A 16,224-nucleotide genomic window follows, 5' to 3' on the forward strand; every position below is an offset into this window, starting at 1 on the left:
CATCAAGTAGGCCGGATAAGGTGCAACCGCCATCCGGCACAATAACGTTACTGGTACACCGGCAGCAAATTAAAGCTCGACAGAATATGGATAACCGCGTTGCCGACACCGAAGACCAGAATCAGGGCAATCATCGGTTTACCGCCCCAGACGCGAAATTTTGGGCTGCCGAAACGTTCGCGAGATTTGCGCGCCAACAGCGCAGGCACAATGGCCGCCCAGATAGTTGCAGCTAAACCTGCATAGCCAATGGCGTACAGAAAACCGTTCGGCCACAGCAGGCCACCGACAATTGGCGGCACAAACGTCAGTAGCGCCGTTTTAAAACGCCCCATTGCCGAGTCATCAAAGCCAAACAGATCCGCCAGATAGTCAAACAGCCCCAGCGTCACGCCAAGGAAGGAACTGGCGACCGCAAAGTTAGAGAACACCACCAGCAGCAGATCCAGGCTGCGGCTGTTCAGCACGCCGCTCAACGCCTGTACCAGCACATCAATATTGCCGCCTTTCTGTGCAATGCCGATAAATTCTGGACGCGGGATGTTGCCCATCGTCCCCAGCAGCCAGACGGAATAGAGCGCCAGCGCCAGTAACGTTCCATAAATCAGGCATTTCACGATGGTGCGCGGATCTTTGCCGTAATATTTCATCAGGCTCGGTACGTTACCGTGATAACCAAAAGAGGCCAGACAAAATGGCAGCGTCATCAGCAGGTACGGCGTATATGACGCGTGGCTTTCAGCCACGTTAAACAACGTGGCAGGCTGAACGTGTCCTAACAGGCTGCCGAAGGTCAGGAAGAAAGTAATCACTTTCGCGCCCAGCACAATCGCCGTCATCCGACTGACCGCCTTCGTACTCAGCCACACGACAAACGCCACCAGCAGCGCAAAGGCAAAACCTGCCGCTCGCGCCGGAACGTTCAGCGACATCTCAGCAAAGGTATGATGCAGAATTGAGCCGCTCGCCGAGATATAGGCGTAAGTCAGGATGTAGAGCACAAAGGCAATAGAGATGCCGTTGACAATGTTCCAGCCTTTCCCCAACAGATCTTTGGTGATGGTGTCGAAACTCGAACCAATGCGGTAGTTAAGGTTGGCTTCGAGGATCATCAGCCCGGAGTGCAGCATACAAAACCAGGTAAAGACCAGCGCCGCCATCGACCAGAAGAACCACGCCCCGGACATGACCACCGGCAGGGAGAACATCCCCGCGCCAATGATGGTGCCGCCGATAATCACCACGCCGCCAAGCAGCGAAGGTGACGTTTGGGTGGTGGTAAGTGTTGCCATTCAGCTCTCTCTCCAGTCATTTATAATGTGACTATCTCTCAATACGTTGCACTGTACCAGTACACGAGTACAAAAGAAATAAAAAAAGCCCCGATTGTGACGATCGGGGCTGTATATTTTACTTTACGCTGTGAATGCGCAGGTCAGCGCGAGTTACGCATCACCGCCGAAACGACGGCGACCGGTAGAGTCATCACGACGCGGACCACGGCTTTCACGACGTTCGCCGCTGAAGCGACGACCATCGCCACGACCACCTTCACGACGTTCTCCGCTGAAATTACGACCGCCTTCACGACGTTCGCCACTGAAGCTACGACCACCGCCGCGACGTTCGCCACCCGCGTGCGGAACAGCATCACCCAACAGCTGCATATTCATCGGCTTGTTCAGAATGCGGGTACGCGTGAAGTGCTGGAGCACTTCGCCCGGCATACCTTTCGGCAGCTCGATGGTGGAGTGAGACGCGAACAGCTTAATGTTACCAATGTAACGGCTGCTGATGTCGCCTTCGTTAGCGATAGCGCCCACGATATGACGAACTTCAACGCCGTCATCACGGCCCACTTCAATGCGGTATAACTGCATATCGCCAACGTCACGACGTTCACGACGCGGACGTTCTTCACGGTCGCCACGCGGGCCACGGTCATTACGATCGCGCGGACCACGGTCGTCACGGTCACGGAATTCACGCTTAGGACGCATCGGCGCATCCGGCGGCAGGATCAGCGGACGCTCGCCCTGCGCCATTTTCAGCAGTGCGGCGGCCAGCGTTTCGAGATCCAGCTCTTCGCCTTCAGCAGACGGCTGGATTTTCGCCAGCAGCGCACGGTACTGATCCAGATCGCTGCTTTCCAGTTGCTGCTGAACTTTCGCGGCGAATTTTTCCAGACGGCGTTTGCCCAGCAGTTCTGCGTTCGGCAGTTCCACTTCCGGAATGGTCAGCTTCATGGTGCGTTCGATGTTGCGCAGCAGACGACGCTCGCGGTTCTCAACGAACAGCAGCGCGCGACCGGCGCGACCCGCACGGCCGGTACGACCGATACGGTGAACGTAGGACTCGGAATCCATCGGGATATCGTAGTTCACCACCAGGCTGATACGTTCAACGTCCAGACCACGTGCCGCAACGTCGGTAGCGATCAGGATGTCCAGACGACCATCTTTCAGGCGTTCCAGAGTCTGCTCACGCAGCGCCTGGTTCATATCGCCATTCAACGCGGCGCTGTTGTAGCCGCTACGTTCCAGCGCTTCTGCTACTTCCAGGGTCGCGTTTTTGGTACGCACGAAGATAATCGCCGCATCAAAGTCTTCCGCTTCCAGGAAACGCACCAGCGCTTCGTTTTTACGCATACCCCAGACAGTCCAGTAGCTCTGGCTGATGTCAGGACGGGTAGTCACGCTGGACTGAATGCGCACTTCCTGCGGCTCTTTCATAAAGCGGCGGGTAATGCGACGAATCGCTTCCGGCATGGTGGCGGAGAACAGAGCGGTCTGATGACCTTCCGGGATCTGCGCCATAATAGTTTCAACGTCTTCGATGAAGCCCATACGCAGCATTTCGTCGGCTTCATCCAGCACCAGACCACTCAGTTTAGAGAGGTCGAGGGTGCCGCGTTTTAAGTGATCAAGCAGACGTCCCGGCGTACCGACAACGATCTGCGGCCCCTGACGCAGGGCGCGTAACTGCACGTCATAACGCTGACCGCCGTACAGGGCAACCACGTTTACGCCGCGCATGTGTTTAGAGAAATCCGTCATGGCTTCGGCCACCTGTACCGCCAGTTCGCGGGTTGGCGCCAGCACCAGAATCTGAGGTGCCTTCAGCTCAGGATCAAGATTGTTGAGCAGCGGTAAAGAGAACGCTGCGGTTTTGCCGCTACCGGTCTGGGCCATGCCCAGCACGTCGCGACCGCCCAGCAGATGCGGAATGCACTCTGCCTGGATTGGAGATGGTTTTTCGTAACCCAGATCGGTAAGGGCTTCAAGGATAGGAGCCTTCAGCCCCAGATCTGCAAAAGTGGTTTCGAATTCAGCCATGTAGTACGTGTGCCTCAAAATTAATGGCGGCCAGTCTACATAACTCATCATGAAATTGATCTGCAATTTTCATTGAAAAGTGTGAACCGGCTCAAAGTAGGTGTATTAACGAACAACAACGCCCTCACCCGCGAAGGTGATGGCAATCAAAAAGATTACGGGCTGATATGTTCGTCAGCTATTGCTGGTCCGATTCTGCCAGGTCATCTTGGTCCTGGCCCAGGAGCGATAATTCCAACAATGCGTATCGGTGCTCAACAAAGTTATGAACGTTGTTGGCCACCGCCAGTTTGAACAGAGCCGTGGCGCTGTCCAAATCCCCCAGACTTAGGTAATACTTACCTAAATAGAAGTTGGTTTCACTGAGATGCTCAGCGAGCGAGGTGTTATCCGTTGCGTCCGCCTTGAGCCTTTCCATCAGCGTTGCTTCGCTAATGTCGCCCAGGTAGAACTCGACAATGTTCCATCCCCATTGCTCTTTATCCGATTTTTCGAAGCGTGCTTTTAACGCTTCTTTCGCCTGCTTCTCATTAAGCTTCTGCTCAACAAGATACAGCCACAGGCTGCGGTAAGGATCATTGGGATCGTCTTGATAAAACGCCAGCAGATCATCTTGCGCTAACTTATCACGGCCGCCGTAATACAATGCGATACCGCGGTTTAAGTGCGCGTAGTTGTAAGTTGGATCAAGCTCTAGTACAGAATCAAACGCTTCATAGGCAGCATCAAAATTGCCTGCCTGCGTTAAATAAATGCCTAAGTAATTGAATACTTCAGGCATATCCGGTCTGATTGCCAGCGCTTGTGAAAAATCATTTCGCGCTAATGCCCTCAAACCAAGACTATCATACAACACTCCGCGCTCATATAAAAGCTGTGCGCGTTCGTCATCGGTTAAAGCCCGACTGGCAAGAATCTGTTCCATACGCGCCAGAATCACTTCCTGCTGTAAAGTCGGTTGCAATGGTACTGCGAGGACTTCACTTTTACGCCAGGCGGAATTACTGCATCCTGCAAGCGTAAGTGCTGTCGCAACGAAACACCAGCGCAAAAAAGGCTTCATTTCCCACTCCCGAAGACAACGATTGAATGAACGTCCTGTTCCCCGGTGGCTCAACAAGGCGTCCAGCCAGGTCTAAAGCCCTCCGCAGTGCGGAGGGCAAAAGGCTACCTTACTCGGCCTGTTCGCTCGCCGGAGCTTCCGGCGCAGCCGCAGGTTGAGACTGCTCGGTTGCTTCTTTAATGCTCAGACGTACACGGCCCTGGCGGTCAACTTCCAGAACCTTAACCGGGACTTCCTGACCCATCTGCAGATAGTCGGTCACTTTCTCTACACGCTTATCCGCGATTTGAGAGATGTGAACCAGACCTTCTTTACCGCCGCCGATGGCAACAAACGCGCCAAAGTCAACGATACGGGTCACTTTACCATTGTAGATACGGCCGACTTCGATCTCTGCGGTAATCTCTTCGATACGACGGATAGCGTATTTCGCTTTTTCGCCGTCGGTCGCCGCGATCTTCACAGTACCGTCATCTTCGATTTCGATGGTGGTGCCGGTCTCTTCAGTCAGCGCGCGGATCACAGAACCGCCTTTACCGATCACGTCTTTGATCTTGTCCGTGCTGATCTTGATGGTATGGATACGCGGCGCAAATTCAGAGATATCGCCGCGCGGCGCGTTGATCGCCTGTTCCATCACGCCCAGGATGTGCAGACGCGCACCTTTAGCCTGGTTCAACGCAACCTGCATGATCTCTTTGGTGATACCTTCAATTTTGATATCCATCTGCAGCGCAGAGATACCGTCGCGGGAACCCGCCACTTTGAAGTCCATATCGCCCAGGTGATCTTCGTCGCCCAGAATGTCAGACAGTACAACGTAGTTGTCGCCTTCTTTCACCAGACCCATAGCGATACCTGCTACGGCGGCTTTAATTGGCACGCCAGCGTCCATCAGCGCCAGAGAAGCGCCGCACACGGAAGCCATAGAGGAAGAACCGTTGGATTCGGTGATTTCAGACACCACGCGAACGGTGTACGGGAATTTATCCATGTCCGGCATCACTGCCAGCACGCCGCGCTTCGCCAGACGACCGTGACCAATTTCACGACGCTTCGGAGAACCGACCATGCCGGTTTCGCCTACGGAGTACGGAGGGAAGTTGTAGTGGAACAGGAAGCTATCAGTGCGCTCGCCCATCAGTTCATCAAGCACCTGCGCGTCACGAGCAGTACCCAGAGTCGCGGTAACCAGCGCCTGCGTTTCACCACGGGTAAACAGAGCGGAACCGTGAGTACGCGGCAGCACGCCAGTGCGCACGTCCAGACCACGGATCATGTCTTTTTCACGGCCATCAATACGCGGCTCGCCTGCCAGTACGCGGCTACGCACCACGTTTTTCTCAATAGCGTGCAGGATTTCGCCCAGCTCGTTAGCATCCAGAGTTTCATCTTCTGCAATAAGCTGCTCGATGGTTTCGGATTTGATTACGTCAACCTGAGCATAGCGTTCTTGTTTATCGGTGATGCGGTACGCGTCGCTCAGACGAGATTCAGCCAGCGCAGCAACACGCGCGTTCAACGCGTCGTTGACGGCTTCCGGCTGCCAGTCCCAACGTGGTTTACCGGCTTCTTTCACCAGATCGTTGATCGCCTGGATAACAACCTGCTGCTGCTCGTGACCGAATACCACCGCGCCCAGCATAGTGTCTTCGCTCAGCAGTTCAGCTTCGGATTCCACCATCAGCACAGCCGCTTCGGTACCGGCAACCACCAGGTCCAGCTTGCTTTCTTTCAGCTCGTCCTGGGTCGGGTTCAGCACGTACTGGTCATTGATATAACCTACGCGCGCCGCGCCGATTGGGCCGTTGAACGGAATGCCGGACAGGGACAGCGCAGCGGATGCGCCGATCATGGCAACGATGTCTGGGTTAACCTGCGGGTTAACGGAAACGACGGTCGCGATAACCTGCACTTCGTTAACGAAGCCTTCCGGGAACAGCGGACGAACCGGGCGGTCAATCAGACGCGCGATCAGGGTTTCGCCTTCGCTTGGACGGCCTTCACGACGGAAGAAGCTGCCCGGGATACGACCAGCAGCGTAGGTACGCTCCTGATAGTTAACGGTCAGTGGGAAGAAGTCCTGGCCTGGTTTGGCTTTTTTCTGGCCGACAACGGTAACGAATACGGCGGTGTCATCCATGCTTACCATAACAGCGGCAGTGGCCTGACGCGCCATCATGCCAGTTTCCAGCGTAACGGTATGCTGACCGTACTGGAATTTACGAACGATCGGATTAAGCAAAATAATATCCTTTCCAATTTTTGACGGCATAATACGCGCCGTCGTTAATACCCGATCTTCTGCGCATCCTCGCGACTAATGACAACCCTAACCCTGATATGGGTAAAGCCTCTCATTAGCCGCGCGAACCTCTGCAACGGAAGATCATTCATAGCAACAATACATTAGTTTCCAGCGAATTGCTGCCATCTGCTGGAAAAAAGGGGCCATGAAGGCCCCCTCTTTCTGAAACTCGAAAGAATTAGCGACGCAGACCCAGACGCTCAATCAGCGCGGTGTAGCGTGCAACATCTTTACGTTTCAGGTAGTCGAGCAGTTTACGACGCTGAGAAACCATACGCAGCAGACCACGACGGCTGTGGTGATCTTTTTTATGCTCTGCAAAGTGACCCTGCAGGTGGTTAATCTGTGCAGTCAACAGAGCAACCTGAACATCGGTAGAACCGGTGTCGTTTGCGTCACGACCGAACTCAGAAACGATTTTAGCTGTAGCTTCAGTACTTAGAGACATTTTAAAACTCCAAAGTATTTAAGAATGAGAGGACGCCGATCTCTAATTCAGCGATCCCAGTGTACGCCGCGTAAACTGTTAAATAATTTACGCGACGTTAAGCGGCGGTATTCTACTCGCAGCGCTCTCTTATCGCAAGACGAAGCGACATTACGCTGGGTACTCTACTACCAGCCGACGAGGCGCGACACGGCCTTCGTCGTCAATTTCGCCCATACCGATAAATTTACCGTCTTCACCTTCCGTCACACGAACCAGTCCCTTCAACGGCGCGCCCGTGGTACGAACCGGGTTGCCATTCTTGAAGTATACCGAAGATGTTAACGGTAGATTAACAACCGGATAGTCCGAAGCTGGACTGTCCATTGGCATCAATAATGGATCGAGCAACTGCGCCGCCGGAACGCCCTGCTGTTCCGCCTGTGCTACCAGCGTCTGCAAATGCTCCAGCGTCACCATTCGCTCAATCGGATACTTGCTGACCGTCAGACGACGCAGGTACGTTACGTGCGCGCCACAGCCCAGTTTCTCACCTAAATCATCAATAATGGTACGAATATAGGTGCCTTTGGAGCAATGAACTTCCAGCTCCAGCTCGTTACCTTCATGGCGAATAAACAGCAGCTCATAGACGGTAATCGGGCGGGCTTCGCGCGGCACTTCGATACCCTGGCGGGCATATTCGTACAGCTTCTTGCCCTGATACTTCAGCGCCGAATACATCGAGGGAATCTGTTCGATATCCCCACGAAAGGTCTCCAGCGCGCTCGCAAGCTGCTCAGCGCTGAAAGTCACCGGACGCTCCTGCACGATTTGACCATCGGCGTCAGAGGTATCCGTGCGCTGCCCCAGACGGGCAATAACACGATAGCGTTTGTCAGAATCCAGCAGGTACTGCGAAAATTTTGTCGCTTCGCCGAGGCAAATCGGCAACATGCCGGTCGCCAGCGGGTCCAGCGCGCCGGTATGCCCGGCGCGGTTGGCATTGTAGATGCGCTTAACTTTCTGCAGCACGTCATTGCTGGACATACCCTGCGGCTTATCCAGCAGCAGCACGCCGTGAATGTCGCGGCCACGACGACGAGGACGACTCATCAGTCCTCCTTGCTGTCGTCCGGGTTCACACGACGTTCTTCGTCATGTTTCACCACGTTAGTCACCAGGTTGGACATACGCATCCCTTCCACCAGCGAGTTGTCGTAGAAGAAGGTCAGTTCCGGTACGATGCGCAGACGCATCGCTTTACCCAGCAAGCTGCGGATGAAACCAGACGCTTCCTGCAGGGCCTTAATGCCGTTTTTCACAGCCGCTTCGTCCTGATCGTTGAGGAACGTCACGAATACTTTGGCGTATGCCAGATCGCGGGACATTTCAACACCCGATACGGTGGTCATCATACCTACACGTGGATCTTTGATTTCGCGTTGCAGGATGAGCGCGATCTCTTTCTGCATCTCTTGCGCTACGCGCTGAGGGCGACCAAATTCTTTCGCCATAATAAATTCTCCAGAATAAAGACAAAAAAGGGGCCATAAGCCCCTTTTTAAATTTCTTGCCGGGTGGCGCTTCGCTTACCCGGCCTACGCCTAATCATCTTCTAAGGATTTTGGATTGCAACAAGGCGGCAAGCTCGTAAATCCCCGGGAGCATAGATAACTATGTGACCGGGGTGAGCGAGCGCAGCCAACGCCGTTGCGGCCCAAAAGACGACGAAGATTAAGCGATAGTACGTTGGATCTCGATAATCTCGAATACTTCAATCATATCGCCAACGCGAACGTCGTTGTAGTTCTTCACGCCGATACCACATTCCATGCCGTTACGGACTTCGTTAACGTCATCTTTGAAGCGGCGCAGGGATTCCAGCTCGCCTTCATAGATAACCACGTTGTCACGCAGAACGCGGATTGGGTTATGGCGTTTAATCGTACCTTCGGTAACCATACAGCCCGCGATCGCGCCGAATTTCGGCGATTTGAACACATCGCGTACTTCAGCCAGACCGATGATCTGCTGTTTCAGTTCCGGAGACAGCATGCCGCTCATCGCCGCTTTCACTTCGTCGATCAGGTTATAGATGACGGAGTAGTAACGCAGATCCAGGCTCTCAGATTCGATCACTTTACGCGCAGAGGCATCCGCACGAACGTTGAAGCCCACCAGAATGGCGTTGGACGCCGCAGCCAGGGTCGCGTCGGTTTCGGTGATACCACCTACGCCAGAACCGATGATCTTCACTTTCACTTCGTCGGTAGACAGTTTCAGCAAAGAGTCGGAAATCGCTTCCACAGAACCCTGTACGTCAGCCTTCAGCACGATGTTCACTTCGTGAACTTCGCCTTCGGTCATGTTGGCGAACATGTTCTCGAGTTTAGATTTCTGCTGACGAGCCAGTTTAACTTCACGGAATTTACCCTGACGATACAGAGCCACTTCACGCGCTTTCTTCTCGTCGCGAACGACGGTCACTTCGTCACCGGCAGCCGGAACGCCGGACAGGCCGAGGATTTCCACCGGAATGGACGGACCCGCTTCCAGCACTTCCTGACCCAGTTCGTTACGCATCGCACGCACGCGGCCGTATTCGAAGCCACACAGCACGATATCGCCCTTATGCAGCGTACCTTCGCGTACCAGAACGGTAGCCACCGGACCACGACCTTTATCCAGGAAGGATTCGATCACCGCGCCGCTCGCCATACCTTTGCGTACCGCTTTCAGTTCCAGAACTTCGGCCTGCAGCAGGATAGCATCAAGCAGTTCGTCAATACCGGTACCCGCTTTCGCAGACACGTGAACGAACTGGCTCTCGCCGCCCCACTCTTCCGGCAGAATGCCGTACTGGGACAGTTCGTTCTTAACGCGATCCGGATCCGCTTCCGGCTTATCGATTTTGTTCACCGCAACCACGACCGGCACACCTGCCGCTTTCGCGTGCTGGATAGCTTCGATAGTCTGCGGCATCACGCCGTCGTCTGCCGCTACCACCAGAACCACGATATCCGTTGCCTGGGCACCGCGAGCACGCATAGAAGTAAATGCGGCGTGGCCCGGGGTGTCCAGGAAGGTGATCATCCCGTTGTCAGTTTCAACGTGGTAAGCACCGATGTGCTGGGTAATGCCGCCCGCTTCGCCAGAGGCTACTTTCGTGGAACGAATGTAGTCCAGCAGAGAGGTTTTACCGTGGTCAACGTGACCCATGATGGTCACAACCGGTGCGCGCGGTTCAGCCGCAGCGCCGGTATCACGGTCGCTCATTACCGCTTCTTCCAGTTCGTTTTCACGACGCAGGATAACTTTGTGGCCCATCTCTTCGGCAACCAGCTGTGCGGTTTCCTGATCGATGACCTGGTTGATGGTGGCCATGGCGCCCAGCTTCATCATCGCTTTGATGACCTGAGAACCTTTCACCGCCATCTTGTTCGCCAGTTCGCCAACGGTGATGGTTTCACCGATCACCACGTCGCGGTTAACGGCCTGAGCGGGCTTCTGGAAGCCTTGCTGTAAAGAAGACCCTTTACGCTTGCCGCCTTTACCGCCGCGAACCGCAGCACGCGCTTCTTCGCGATCGGCTTTGGATTCGGCATGTTTGCCTTTTTTCGCCGGACGCGCCGCTTTTGCATTACGGCCACGACCACGACCGCCTTCAACTTCACGATCGTTTTCGTCTTCGGCCTGGCGCGCGTGCTGAGAAGTGGTGACATGATAGTCACTGGTGTCTTCTACTGGCTCAGGCGTTGCGGTCCATTTGTTTTCTTCCGCCATGCGGCGAGCTTCTTCTGCTACACGACGCGCTTCTTCTTCGAGTTTGCGACGTGCTTCTTCTTCCGCTTTACGCTTCAGCTCTGCAGCTTCATTCTCACGGCGGGCTTTTTCGGCCTGGGCGGTTTTGGTCATATCGTCAGTCTGTTGATTGCTCACTTTGTCTTTTTCCGCAGCTTCACGTTTCGCTTTTTCAGCGGCTTCACGCTTAGCTTGTTCTGCGGCCTCGCGTTCAGCTTTTTGTTGCGCCTCGCGTTTGGCCTGTTCTTCTGCCTCACGACGGGCTTGCTCTTCCGCTTCACGCTGCGCCTGCTCTTCCGCGGCCAGGCGTTCAGCCTCTTGCGGATCGCGTTTCACAAAGGTGCGCTTCTTGCGGACTTCGATTTGTACCGATTTACTTTTTCCACCGGTACCTGGAATATTCAGGGTACTGCGCGTCTTACGCTGCAGCGTCAGTTTATCGGGACCAGAAACCGCTTCGCGGTTCAGGTGCGCCAGTAAAGTCTGTTTTTCTTGTGCGGACACAGAGTCGTCAGCAGATTTCCGGATACCTGCATCAGCAAACTGCTGTACCAGGCGATCCACGGAAACCTGTCTCTCTGCGGCCAGCGCTTTTAGGGTTACATCTGTCATGCTGTTCCTTCCTGCTACAGTTTATTACGCTTCGTCGCCGAACCAGCAAATATTACGGGCAGCCATAATCAGCTCACCGGCTTTTTCGTCGGTCAACCCTTCGATATCAGCCAGATCATCAATGCCCTGGTCGGCGAGATCTTCCAGCGTACAAACACCACGAGCCGCCAGTTTGAAAGCCATATCGCGATCTAATCCTTCCAGATTCAGCAGATCGTCAGCCGGTTTGTTATCACCGAGGCTTGCTTCCTGGTCCTGCGCCAGAGTGGCCAGTGCGTTTTTAGCACGCTCGCGCAGTGCTTCAACGGTCGGCTCATCAAGGCCGTCAATTTCCAGCAGTTCTTTCATTGGCACATAGGCCAGTTCTTCGAGCGTGGAGAAACCTTCTTCTACCAGAACGGTCGCGAACTCTTCATCAATATCAAGATATTTAGTAAAGATCTCGATAGCGGCATGTGCTTCAGCCTGATGTTTAGCCTGCAAGTCATCAACGGTCATTACGTTGAGTTCCCAGCCGCTCAATTGCGAAGCCAGGCGGACGTTCTGACCATTACGTCCGATCGCCTGCGCCAGATTACCGGCTTCAACGGCGATATCCATGGTATGTTTATCTTCGTCCACCACGATAGACGCGACGTCTGCCGGCGCCATCGCATTAATGACGAACTGCGCCGGGTTATCATCCCACAGCACGATATCGATACGCTCACCGCCCAGTTCGGTAGAGACCGCCTGAACGCGCGCGCCACGCATCCCCACGCAAGCGCCGACCGGATCGATACGTTTATCGTTAGTTTTCACTGCGATTTTCGCACGAGAACCCGGATCGCGAGCCGCCGCTTTAATTTCAATCACTTCTTCGCCGATTTCCGGCACTTCGATGCGGAACAGTTCGATCAGCATTTCCGGCTTGGAACGGGTGACGAACAGCTGCGCGCCACGCGCTTCCGGGCGAACAGCATACAGCACGCCGCGAATACGGTCGCCAGGGCGGAAGTTTTCGCGCGGCAGCATATCTTCACGCAGAATCACCGCTTCAGCGTTACCGGCCATCCCTTCGGATTTAATTTCCAGAGAGATATTGTCGCGGTTCACTTTCTTCACCACGCCAGTGACGATTTCGCCTTCCTGGTCGCGGAACTGATCGACAACCATCGCCCGTTCGGCTTCACGCACTTTCTGCACGATAACCTGTTTCGCAGTCTGCGTGGTGATACGGTCAAAGGTGACAGATTCAATCTGATCTTCAACATAGTCGCCGACATTCAGACTTTCGTCTTCAAAGCGCGCCGCTTCCAGCGTAATTTCCTTCGTCGGCATGGTCACTTCTTCAACGATCAACCAACGGCGGAAAGTATCAAAATCACCGCTTTTACGATCGATTTCTACACGAACATCGATCTCCTGCTCATATTTTTTCTTTGTTGCTGTCGCCAGCGCACTTTCCAGCGCTTCAAAAATTTTTTCGCGTGGCAGCGCTTTTTCGTTGGAGACGGCTTCAACAACAGCCAAAATTTCTTTGTTCATCGCGGGCTTTTCACCTCATCCAGACTGTTAAAAGTGGGGAACCAGGTTCGCCTTCTGGATATTACTCAGCGCGAACACTTCATCTTTGCCTTCGACTGTGACGGTAATCATTTCACCGTCCACCGCTTTGATAATGCCCTGCCACTTGCGACGGTTCTGTACCGCCATGCGAAGAACCAGCGCGACTTCTTCACCCTGGAAACGCGCATAATGATCGGCAGTGAACATAGGACGGTCGAGACCCGGTGACGAGACTTCAAGGTTGTAAGCCACGGAGATAGGATCTTCAACGTCCAGCACCGCGCTTACCTGGTGGCTCACATCAGCACAATCATCAACATTGATGCCATCTTCACTATCAATATAGATGCGCAGTGTGGATGTGCGACCGCGAATAAATTCGATGCCGACCAGCTCGTAGCCTAAGGCTTCAACTGGCGCTGTAATCATCTCTGTTAATTTTTGCTCTAATGTGGACAAGCCCACCCCCAAGACATAAAAAAAGGGCCTAAAGCCCAGTTATTCTGTAGTCAGATAACAAAAAACCCCGATAAATCGGGGCTTTAGATAACTGAACCCTATAACCGCAACGGCGGTCTGGTGTACCTTCCGAAAGAATTTTTTTCAAATCCAGCTACGAAGGACATAATCTTCACAGTATATTTGAAAAAGAACTCTAAGGGAAAGTGGTTGCGGGGGCCGGATTTGAACCGACGACCTTCGGGTTATGAGCCCGACGAGCTACCAGGCTGCTCCACCCCGCGCCTGAAACGTGGCAAATTCTACTCGTTTTGGGTAAAAAATGCAAATACTGCTGGGATTTGGTACCGAGGACGGGACGTAAAATCTGCGCACAGTATAGTGACCAGGCATGAGTTATGTCAACCCTATTCCCAATATGCAGATGAATGAATATCACTCTTCGTTATACTCATCCCACCTCTCCGGCTTATACACGCATTTCACAACGTTATTTCAGTAAACCTTCACTAAATGCTTCCTGTCTCTGCTAAAAGATGATTAAATGAAAACTCATTTATTTTGCATAAAAATGCACTAAAGCAGAAACCGATCTCATTATCAGTCAATCAAGCAGGGTTCTATTCTATGACGACGATTCTTAAGCATCTTCCAGCAGGTCAACGTATTGGTATCGCTTTTTCCGGCGGTCTGGACACCAGCGCCGCGCTGCTGTGGATGCGACAAAAAGGAGCTGTCCCATATGCCTATACTGCGAATCTGGGACAACCGGATGAGGATGACTATGACGCCATTCCTCGTCGCGCAATGGAGTATGGCGCAGAGAATGCTCGCCTGATTGATTGCCGCAAGCAGTTGGTTGCAGAAGGGATCGCAGCGATTCAGTGCGGCGCTTTCCATAATACGACTGGCGGACTGACCTATTTCAATACCACGCCGCTGGGCCGTGCCGTGACCGGCACGATGCTGGTCGCCGCGATGAAAGAAGACGGCGTGAATATCTGGGGCGACGGCAGCACCTATAAAGGCAACGATATTGAACGTTTCTATCGTTACGGCTTGCTGACCAACGCCGAGCTGCAGATTTACAAACCGTGGCTGGATACCGACTTTATCGATGAGCTGGGTGGTCGCCATGAGATGTCTGAATTTATGATTGCCTGCGGTTTCGACTATAAGATGTCAGTCGAAAAAGCCTACTCCACCGACTCCAACATGCTCGGCGCCACGCATGAAGCGAAAGATCTGGAGTTTCTTAACTCCAGCGTCAAGATCGTCAACCCGATTATGGGCGTGAAGTTCTGGGACGAAAGCGTGAAGATCCCGGCAGAAGTTGTGACCGTCCGCTTCGAGCAGGGTCACCCTGTTGCCCTGAACGGTAAAACCTTCAGCGATGATGTTGAGATGATGCTGGAAGCGAACCGCATCGGTGGCCGTCACGGCCTGGGCATGAGCGACCAAATTGAAAACCGCATCATTGAAGCAAAAAGCCGCGGTATTTATGAAGCCCCTGGGATGGCGCTGCTGCACATCGCTTACGAGCGTCTGCTGACCGGTATTCACAACGAAGACACCATTGAACAGTATCATTCACATGGTCGTCAGCTGGGTAAACTGCTGTATCAGGGCCGCTGGTTCGACTCTCAGGCGCTGATGCTGCGTGACGGCCTGCAACGTTGGGTCGCCAGCCAGATTACCGGTGAGGTCACACTCGAGTTGCGTCGCGGCAACGACTACTCCATCCTGAACACGGTGTCTGACAACCTGACCTATAAGGCTGAGCGTCTGACCATGGAGAAAGGCGAGTCCGTATTCTCACCGGACGATCGTATCGGTCAGTTGACGATGCGTAATCTGGACATTACCGATACCCGCGAGAAACTGTTCGGCTACGCGAAAGCGGGTCTGTTAACCGCCTCTTCCGCGACCGGTCTGCCGCAGGTTGAGAATCTGGAAAACAAAGCGAAGTAAACATTTATCATTTTAAGGCCGCGAAAGCGGCCTTTTTTATGCGCGGAATATAAGGTGTCTGTTGGCCTGATAAACGTAGCGCCATCATGGGTTGTAATAATGTCGGATGGCGGCGTAAACGTCTTATCCGACCTACAGACAACCACAAATAACAAACGAAAAAAAAGACGCTTTTCAGCGTCTTTCTTTCGGAATATTGGTACCGAGGACGGGACTTGAACCCGTAAGCCCTATTGGGCACTACCACCTCAAGGTAGCGTGTCTACCAATTCCACCACCTCGGCACGGATACTGCTATTAGCGCGGGATATCGCTGGTCGGCTGGGCCGGTGCAGCAGGTTGAGTCTGCTCGGTCTTCGCCGGCGCGCTCAGATTTTCCCACTCGCTTCCTTTATGGGTTTTGTTGCTATTGATATTACCCAACACCAGACTGATGATGAAGAACAGCGTCGCCAATACCGCCGTCATTCGGGTCATGAAGTTACCAGAACCACTTGAACCAAATAGCGTAGCGGAAGCGCCTGCTCCGAAGGAGGCTCCCATATCAGCGCCTTTACCTTGCTGCAGCATGATCAGACCTACAAGGCCAATTGCCACAATAAGGAAAACAACTAAAAGAGCTTCGTACATAATCAACCTGTTCCTTGCGGAGTTGCCGCGTACCAATGCTTCTACCAATAAAGCGGGATTTTTACTG

The 16,224-nt window shown here is 53.6% G+C and carries 13 protein-coding genes and 2 tRNA genes; 1 reads left to right on the forward strand and 14 read right to left on the reverse strand.

Features of this window, described 5'->3' with window-relative positions; translation table 11 throughout:
* Positions 1-47: 47 nt before the first annotated feature.
* The 12 genes from mtr to NA389_RS16510 form a co-directional block, all read right to left on the reverse strand.
* Positions 48-1,292 carry a tryptophan permease gene (mtr, locus tag NA389_RS16455; protein ID WP_000224373.1) on the reverse strand — a complete coding sequence of 415 codons (1,245 nt, stop codon included), beginning with the start codon at positions 1,290-1,292 and terminating at the stop codon, positions 48-50.
* A gap of 153 nt (positions 1,293-1,445) precedes the next feature.
* Positions 1,446-3,335 carry an ATP-dependent RNA helicase DeaD gene (gene deaD, locus NA389_RS16460; RefSeq protein ID WP_000807248.1) on the reverse strand — a complete coding sequence of 630 codons (1,890 nt, stop codon included), beginning with the start codon at positions 3,333-3,335 and terminating at the stop codon, positions 1,446-1,448.
* Entirely contained in the window at positions 3,328-3,408 is an 81-nt protein-coding gene (gene yrbN, locus NA389_RS16465) for a protein YrbN (RefSeq protein WP_010723222.1), read from the reverse strand. The genes deaD and yrbN overlap by 8 nt, the downstream gene beginning before the upstream one ends.
* A gap of 105 nt (positions 3,409-3,513) precedes the next feature.
* Complete coding sequence (gene nlpI / locus NA389_RS16470; protein WP_000802069.1) at positions 3,514-4,398, reverse strand: lipoprotein NlpI; 885 nt, start codon at positions 4,396-4,398, stop codon at positions 3,514-3,516.
* 109 nt (positions 4,399-4,507) lie between these two features.
* Entirely contained in the window at positions 4,508-6,643 is a 2,136-nt protein-coding gene (pnp, locus tag NA389_RS16475) for a polyribonucleotide nucleotidyltransferase (RefSeq protein ID WP_001670767.1), read from the reverse strand.
* Between the two features lie 241 nt (positions 6,644-6,884).
* A complete protein-coding gene (gene rpsO, locus NA389_RS16480) occupies positions 6,885-7,154 on the reverse strand; it encodes a 30S ribosomal protein S15 (protein WP_000059465.1) in 270 nt (89 codons plus the stop codon).
* A gap of 150 nt (positions 7,155-7,304) precedes the next feature.
* Positions 7,305-8,249 carry a tRNA pseudouridine(55) synthase TruB gene (gene truB, locus NA389_RS16485; RefSeq protein WP_001528113.1) on the reverse strand — a complete coding sequence of 315 codons (945 nt, stop codon included), beginning with the start codon at positions 8,247-8,249 and terminating at the stop codon, positions 7,305-7,307.
* Positions 8,249-8,650 (reverse strand): 30S ribosome-binding factor RbfA, encoded by a 402-nt coding sequence (gene rbfA, locus NA389_RS16490; RefSeq protein WP_001040208.1) that lies wholly within the window; start codon positions 8,648-8,650, stop codon positions 8,249-8,251. The genes truB and rbfA overlap by 1 nt, the downstream gene beginning before the upstream one ends.
* 220 nt (positions 8,651-8,870) lie before the next feature.
* Positions 8,871-11,549: a translation initiation factor IF-2 gene (gene infB, locus NA389_RS16495; protein WP_000133064.1), complete on the reverse strand. Its 2,679-nt coding sequence runs from the start codon at positions 11,547-11,549 to the stop codon at positions 8,871-8,873.
* A 24-nt stretch (positions 11,550-11,573) separates the two neighbouring features.
* Positions 11,574-13,076, reverse strand: coding sequence for a transcription termination factor NusA (gene nusA / locus NA389_RS16500; protein ID WP_001031038.1), 1,503 nt, complete (start codon positions 13,074-13,076; stop codon positions 11,574-11,576).
* Positions 13,077-13,103: 27 nt separating this feature from the next.
* Positions 13,104-13,556 carry a ribosome maturation factor RimP gene (gene rimP / locus NA389_RS16505; RefSeq protein WP_000105461.1) on the reverse strand — a complete coding sequence of 151 codons (453 nt, stop codon included), beginning with the start codon at positions 13,554-13,556 and terminating at the stop codon, positions 13,104-13,106.
* A gap of 207 nt (positions 13,557-13,763) precedes the next feature.
* Positions 13,764-13,840 (reverse strand) — tRNA-Met (locus NA389_RS16510).
* Positions 13,841-14,183: 343 nt separating this feature from the next.
* Between NA389_RS16510 and argG the strand changes: the two genes are divergently transcribed.
* Positions 14,184-15,527: an argininosuccinate synthase gene (gene argG, locus NA389_RS16515; protein ID WP_000207653.1), complete on the forward strand. Its 1,344-nt coding sequence runs from the start codon at positions 14,184-14,186 to the stop codon at positions 15,525-15,527.
* 197 nt (positions 15,528-15,724) lie between these two features.
* On the opposite strand, the gene NA389_RS16520 is transcribed toward argG, so the two are convergent.
* Positions 15,725-15,811, reverse strand: a tRNA-Leu gene (locus NA389_RS16520).
* A 13-nt stretch (positions 15,812-15,824) separates the two neighbouring features.
* The gene (secG, locus tag NA389_RS16525; RefSeq protein ID WP_000272678.1) at positions 15,825-16,157 is read right to left on the reverse strand and encodes a preprotein translocase subunit SecG; all 333 of its coding nucleotides are present in this window, start codon (positions 16,155-16,157) and stop codon (positions 15,825-15,827) included.
* Positions 16,158-16,224 lie beyond the last annotated feature (67 nt).

Origin of the sequence: Salmonella sp. NW645 (assembly GCF_051703725.1) — a bacterium.
GTDB lineage: Bacteria > Pseudomonadota > Gammaproteobacteria > Enterobacterales > Enterobacteriaceae > Salmonella > Salmonella enterica.

Bases quoted from the DNA above. Each gene is read 5' to 3' on its own strand.
- infB (WP_000133064.1), bottom strand. From the start codon at position 11,549: ATGACAGATGTAACCCTAAAAGCGCTGGCCGCAGAGAGACAGGTTTCC.
- argG (WP_000207653.1), top strand. From the start codon at position 14,184: ATGACGACGATTCTTAAGCATCTTCCAGCAGGTCAACGTATTGGTATC.
- nusA (WP_001031038.1), bottom strand. From the start codon at position 13,076: ATGAACAAAGAAATTTTGGCTGTTGTTGAAGCCGTCTCCAACGAAAAA.
- mtr (WP_000224373.1), bottom strand. From the start codon at position 1,292: ATGGCAACACTTACCACCACCCAAACGTCACCTTCGCTGCTTGGCGGC.
- yrbN (WP_010723222.1), bottom strand. From the start codon at position 3,408: ATGAAAATTGCAGATCAATTTCATGATGAGTTATGTAGACTGGCCGCC.
- truB (WP_001528113.1), bottom strand. From the start codon at position 8,249: ATGAGTCGTCCTCGTCGTCGTGGCCGCGACATTCACGGCGTGCTGCTG.
- secG (WP_000272678.1), bottom strand. From the start codon at position 16,157: ATGTACGAAGCTCTTTTAGTTGTTTTCCTTATTGTGGCAATTGGCCTT.
- rpsO (WP_000059465.1), bottom strand. From the start codon at position 7,154: ATGTCTCTAAGTACTGAAGCTACAGCTAAAATCGTTTCTGAGTTCGGT.
- rbfA (WP_001040208.1), bottom strand. From the start codon at position 8,650: ATGGCGAAAGAATTTGGTCGCCCTCAGCGCGTAGCGCAAGAGATGCAG.
- nlpI (WP_000802069.1), bottom strand. From the start codon at position 4,398: ATGAAGCCTTTTTTGCGCTGGTGTTTCGTTGCGACAGCACTTACGCTT.
- deaD (WP_000807248.1), bottom strand. From the start codon at position 3,335: ATGGCTGAATTCGAAACCACTTTTGCAGATCTGGGGCTGAAGGCTCCT.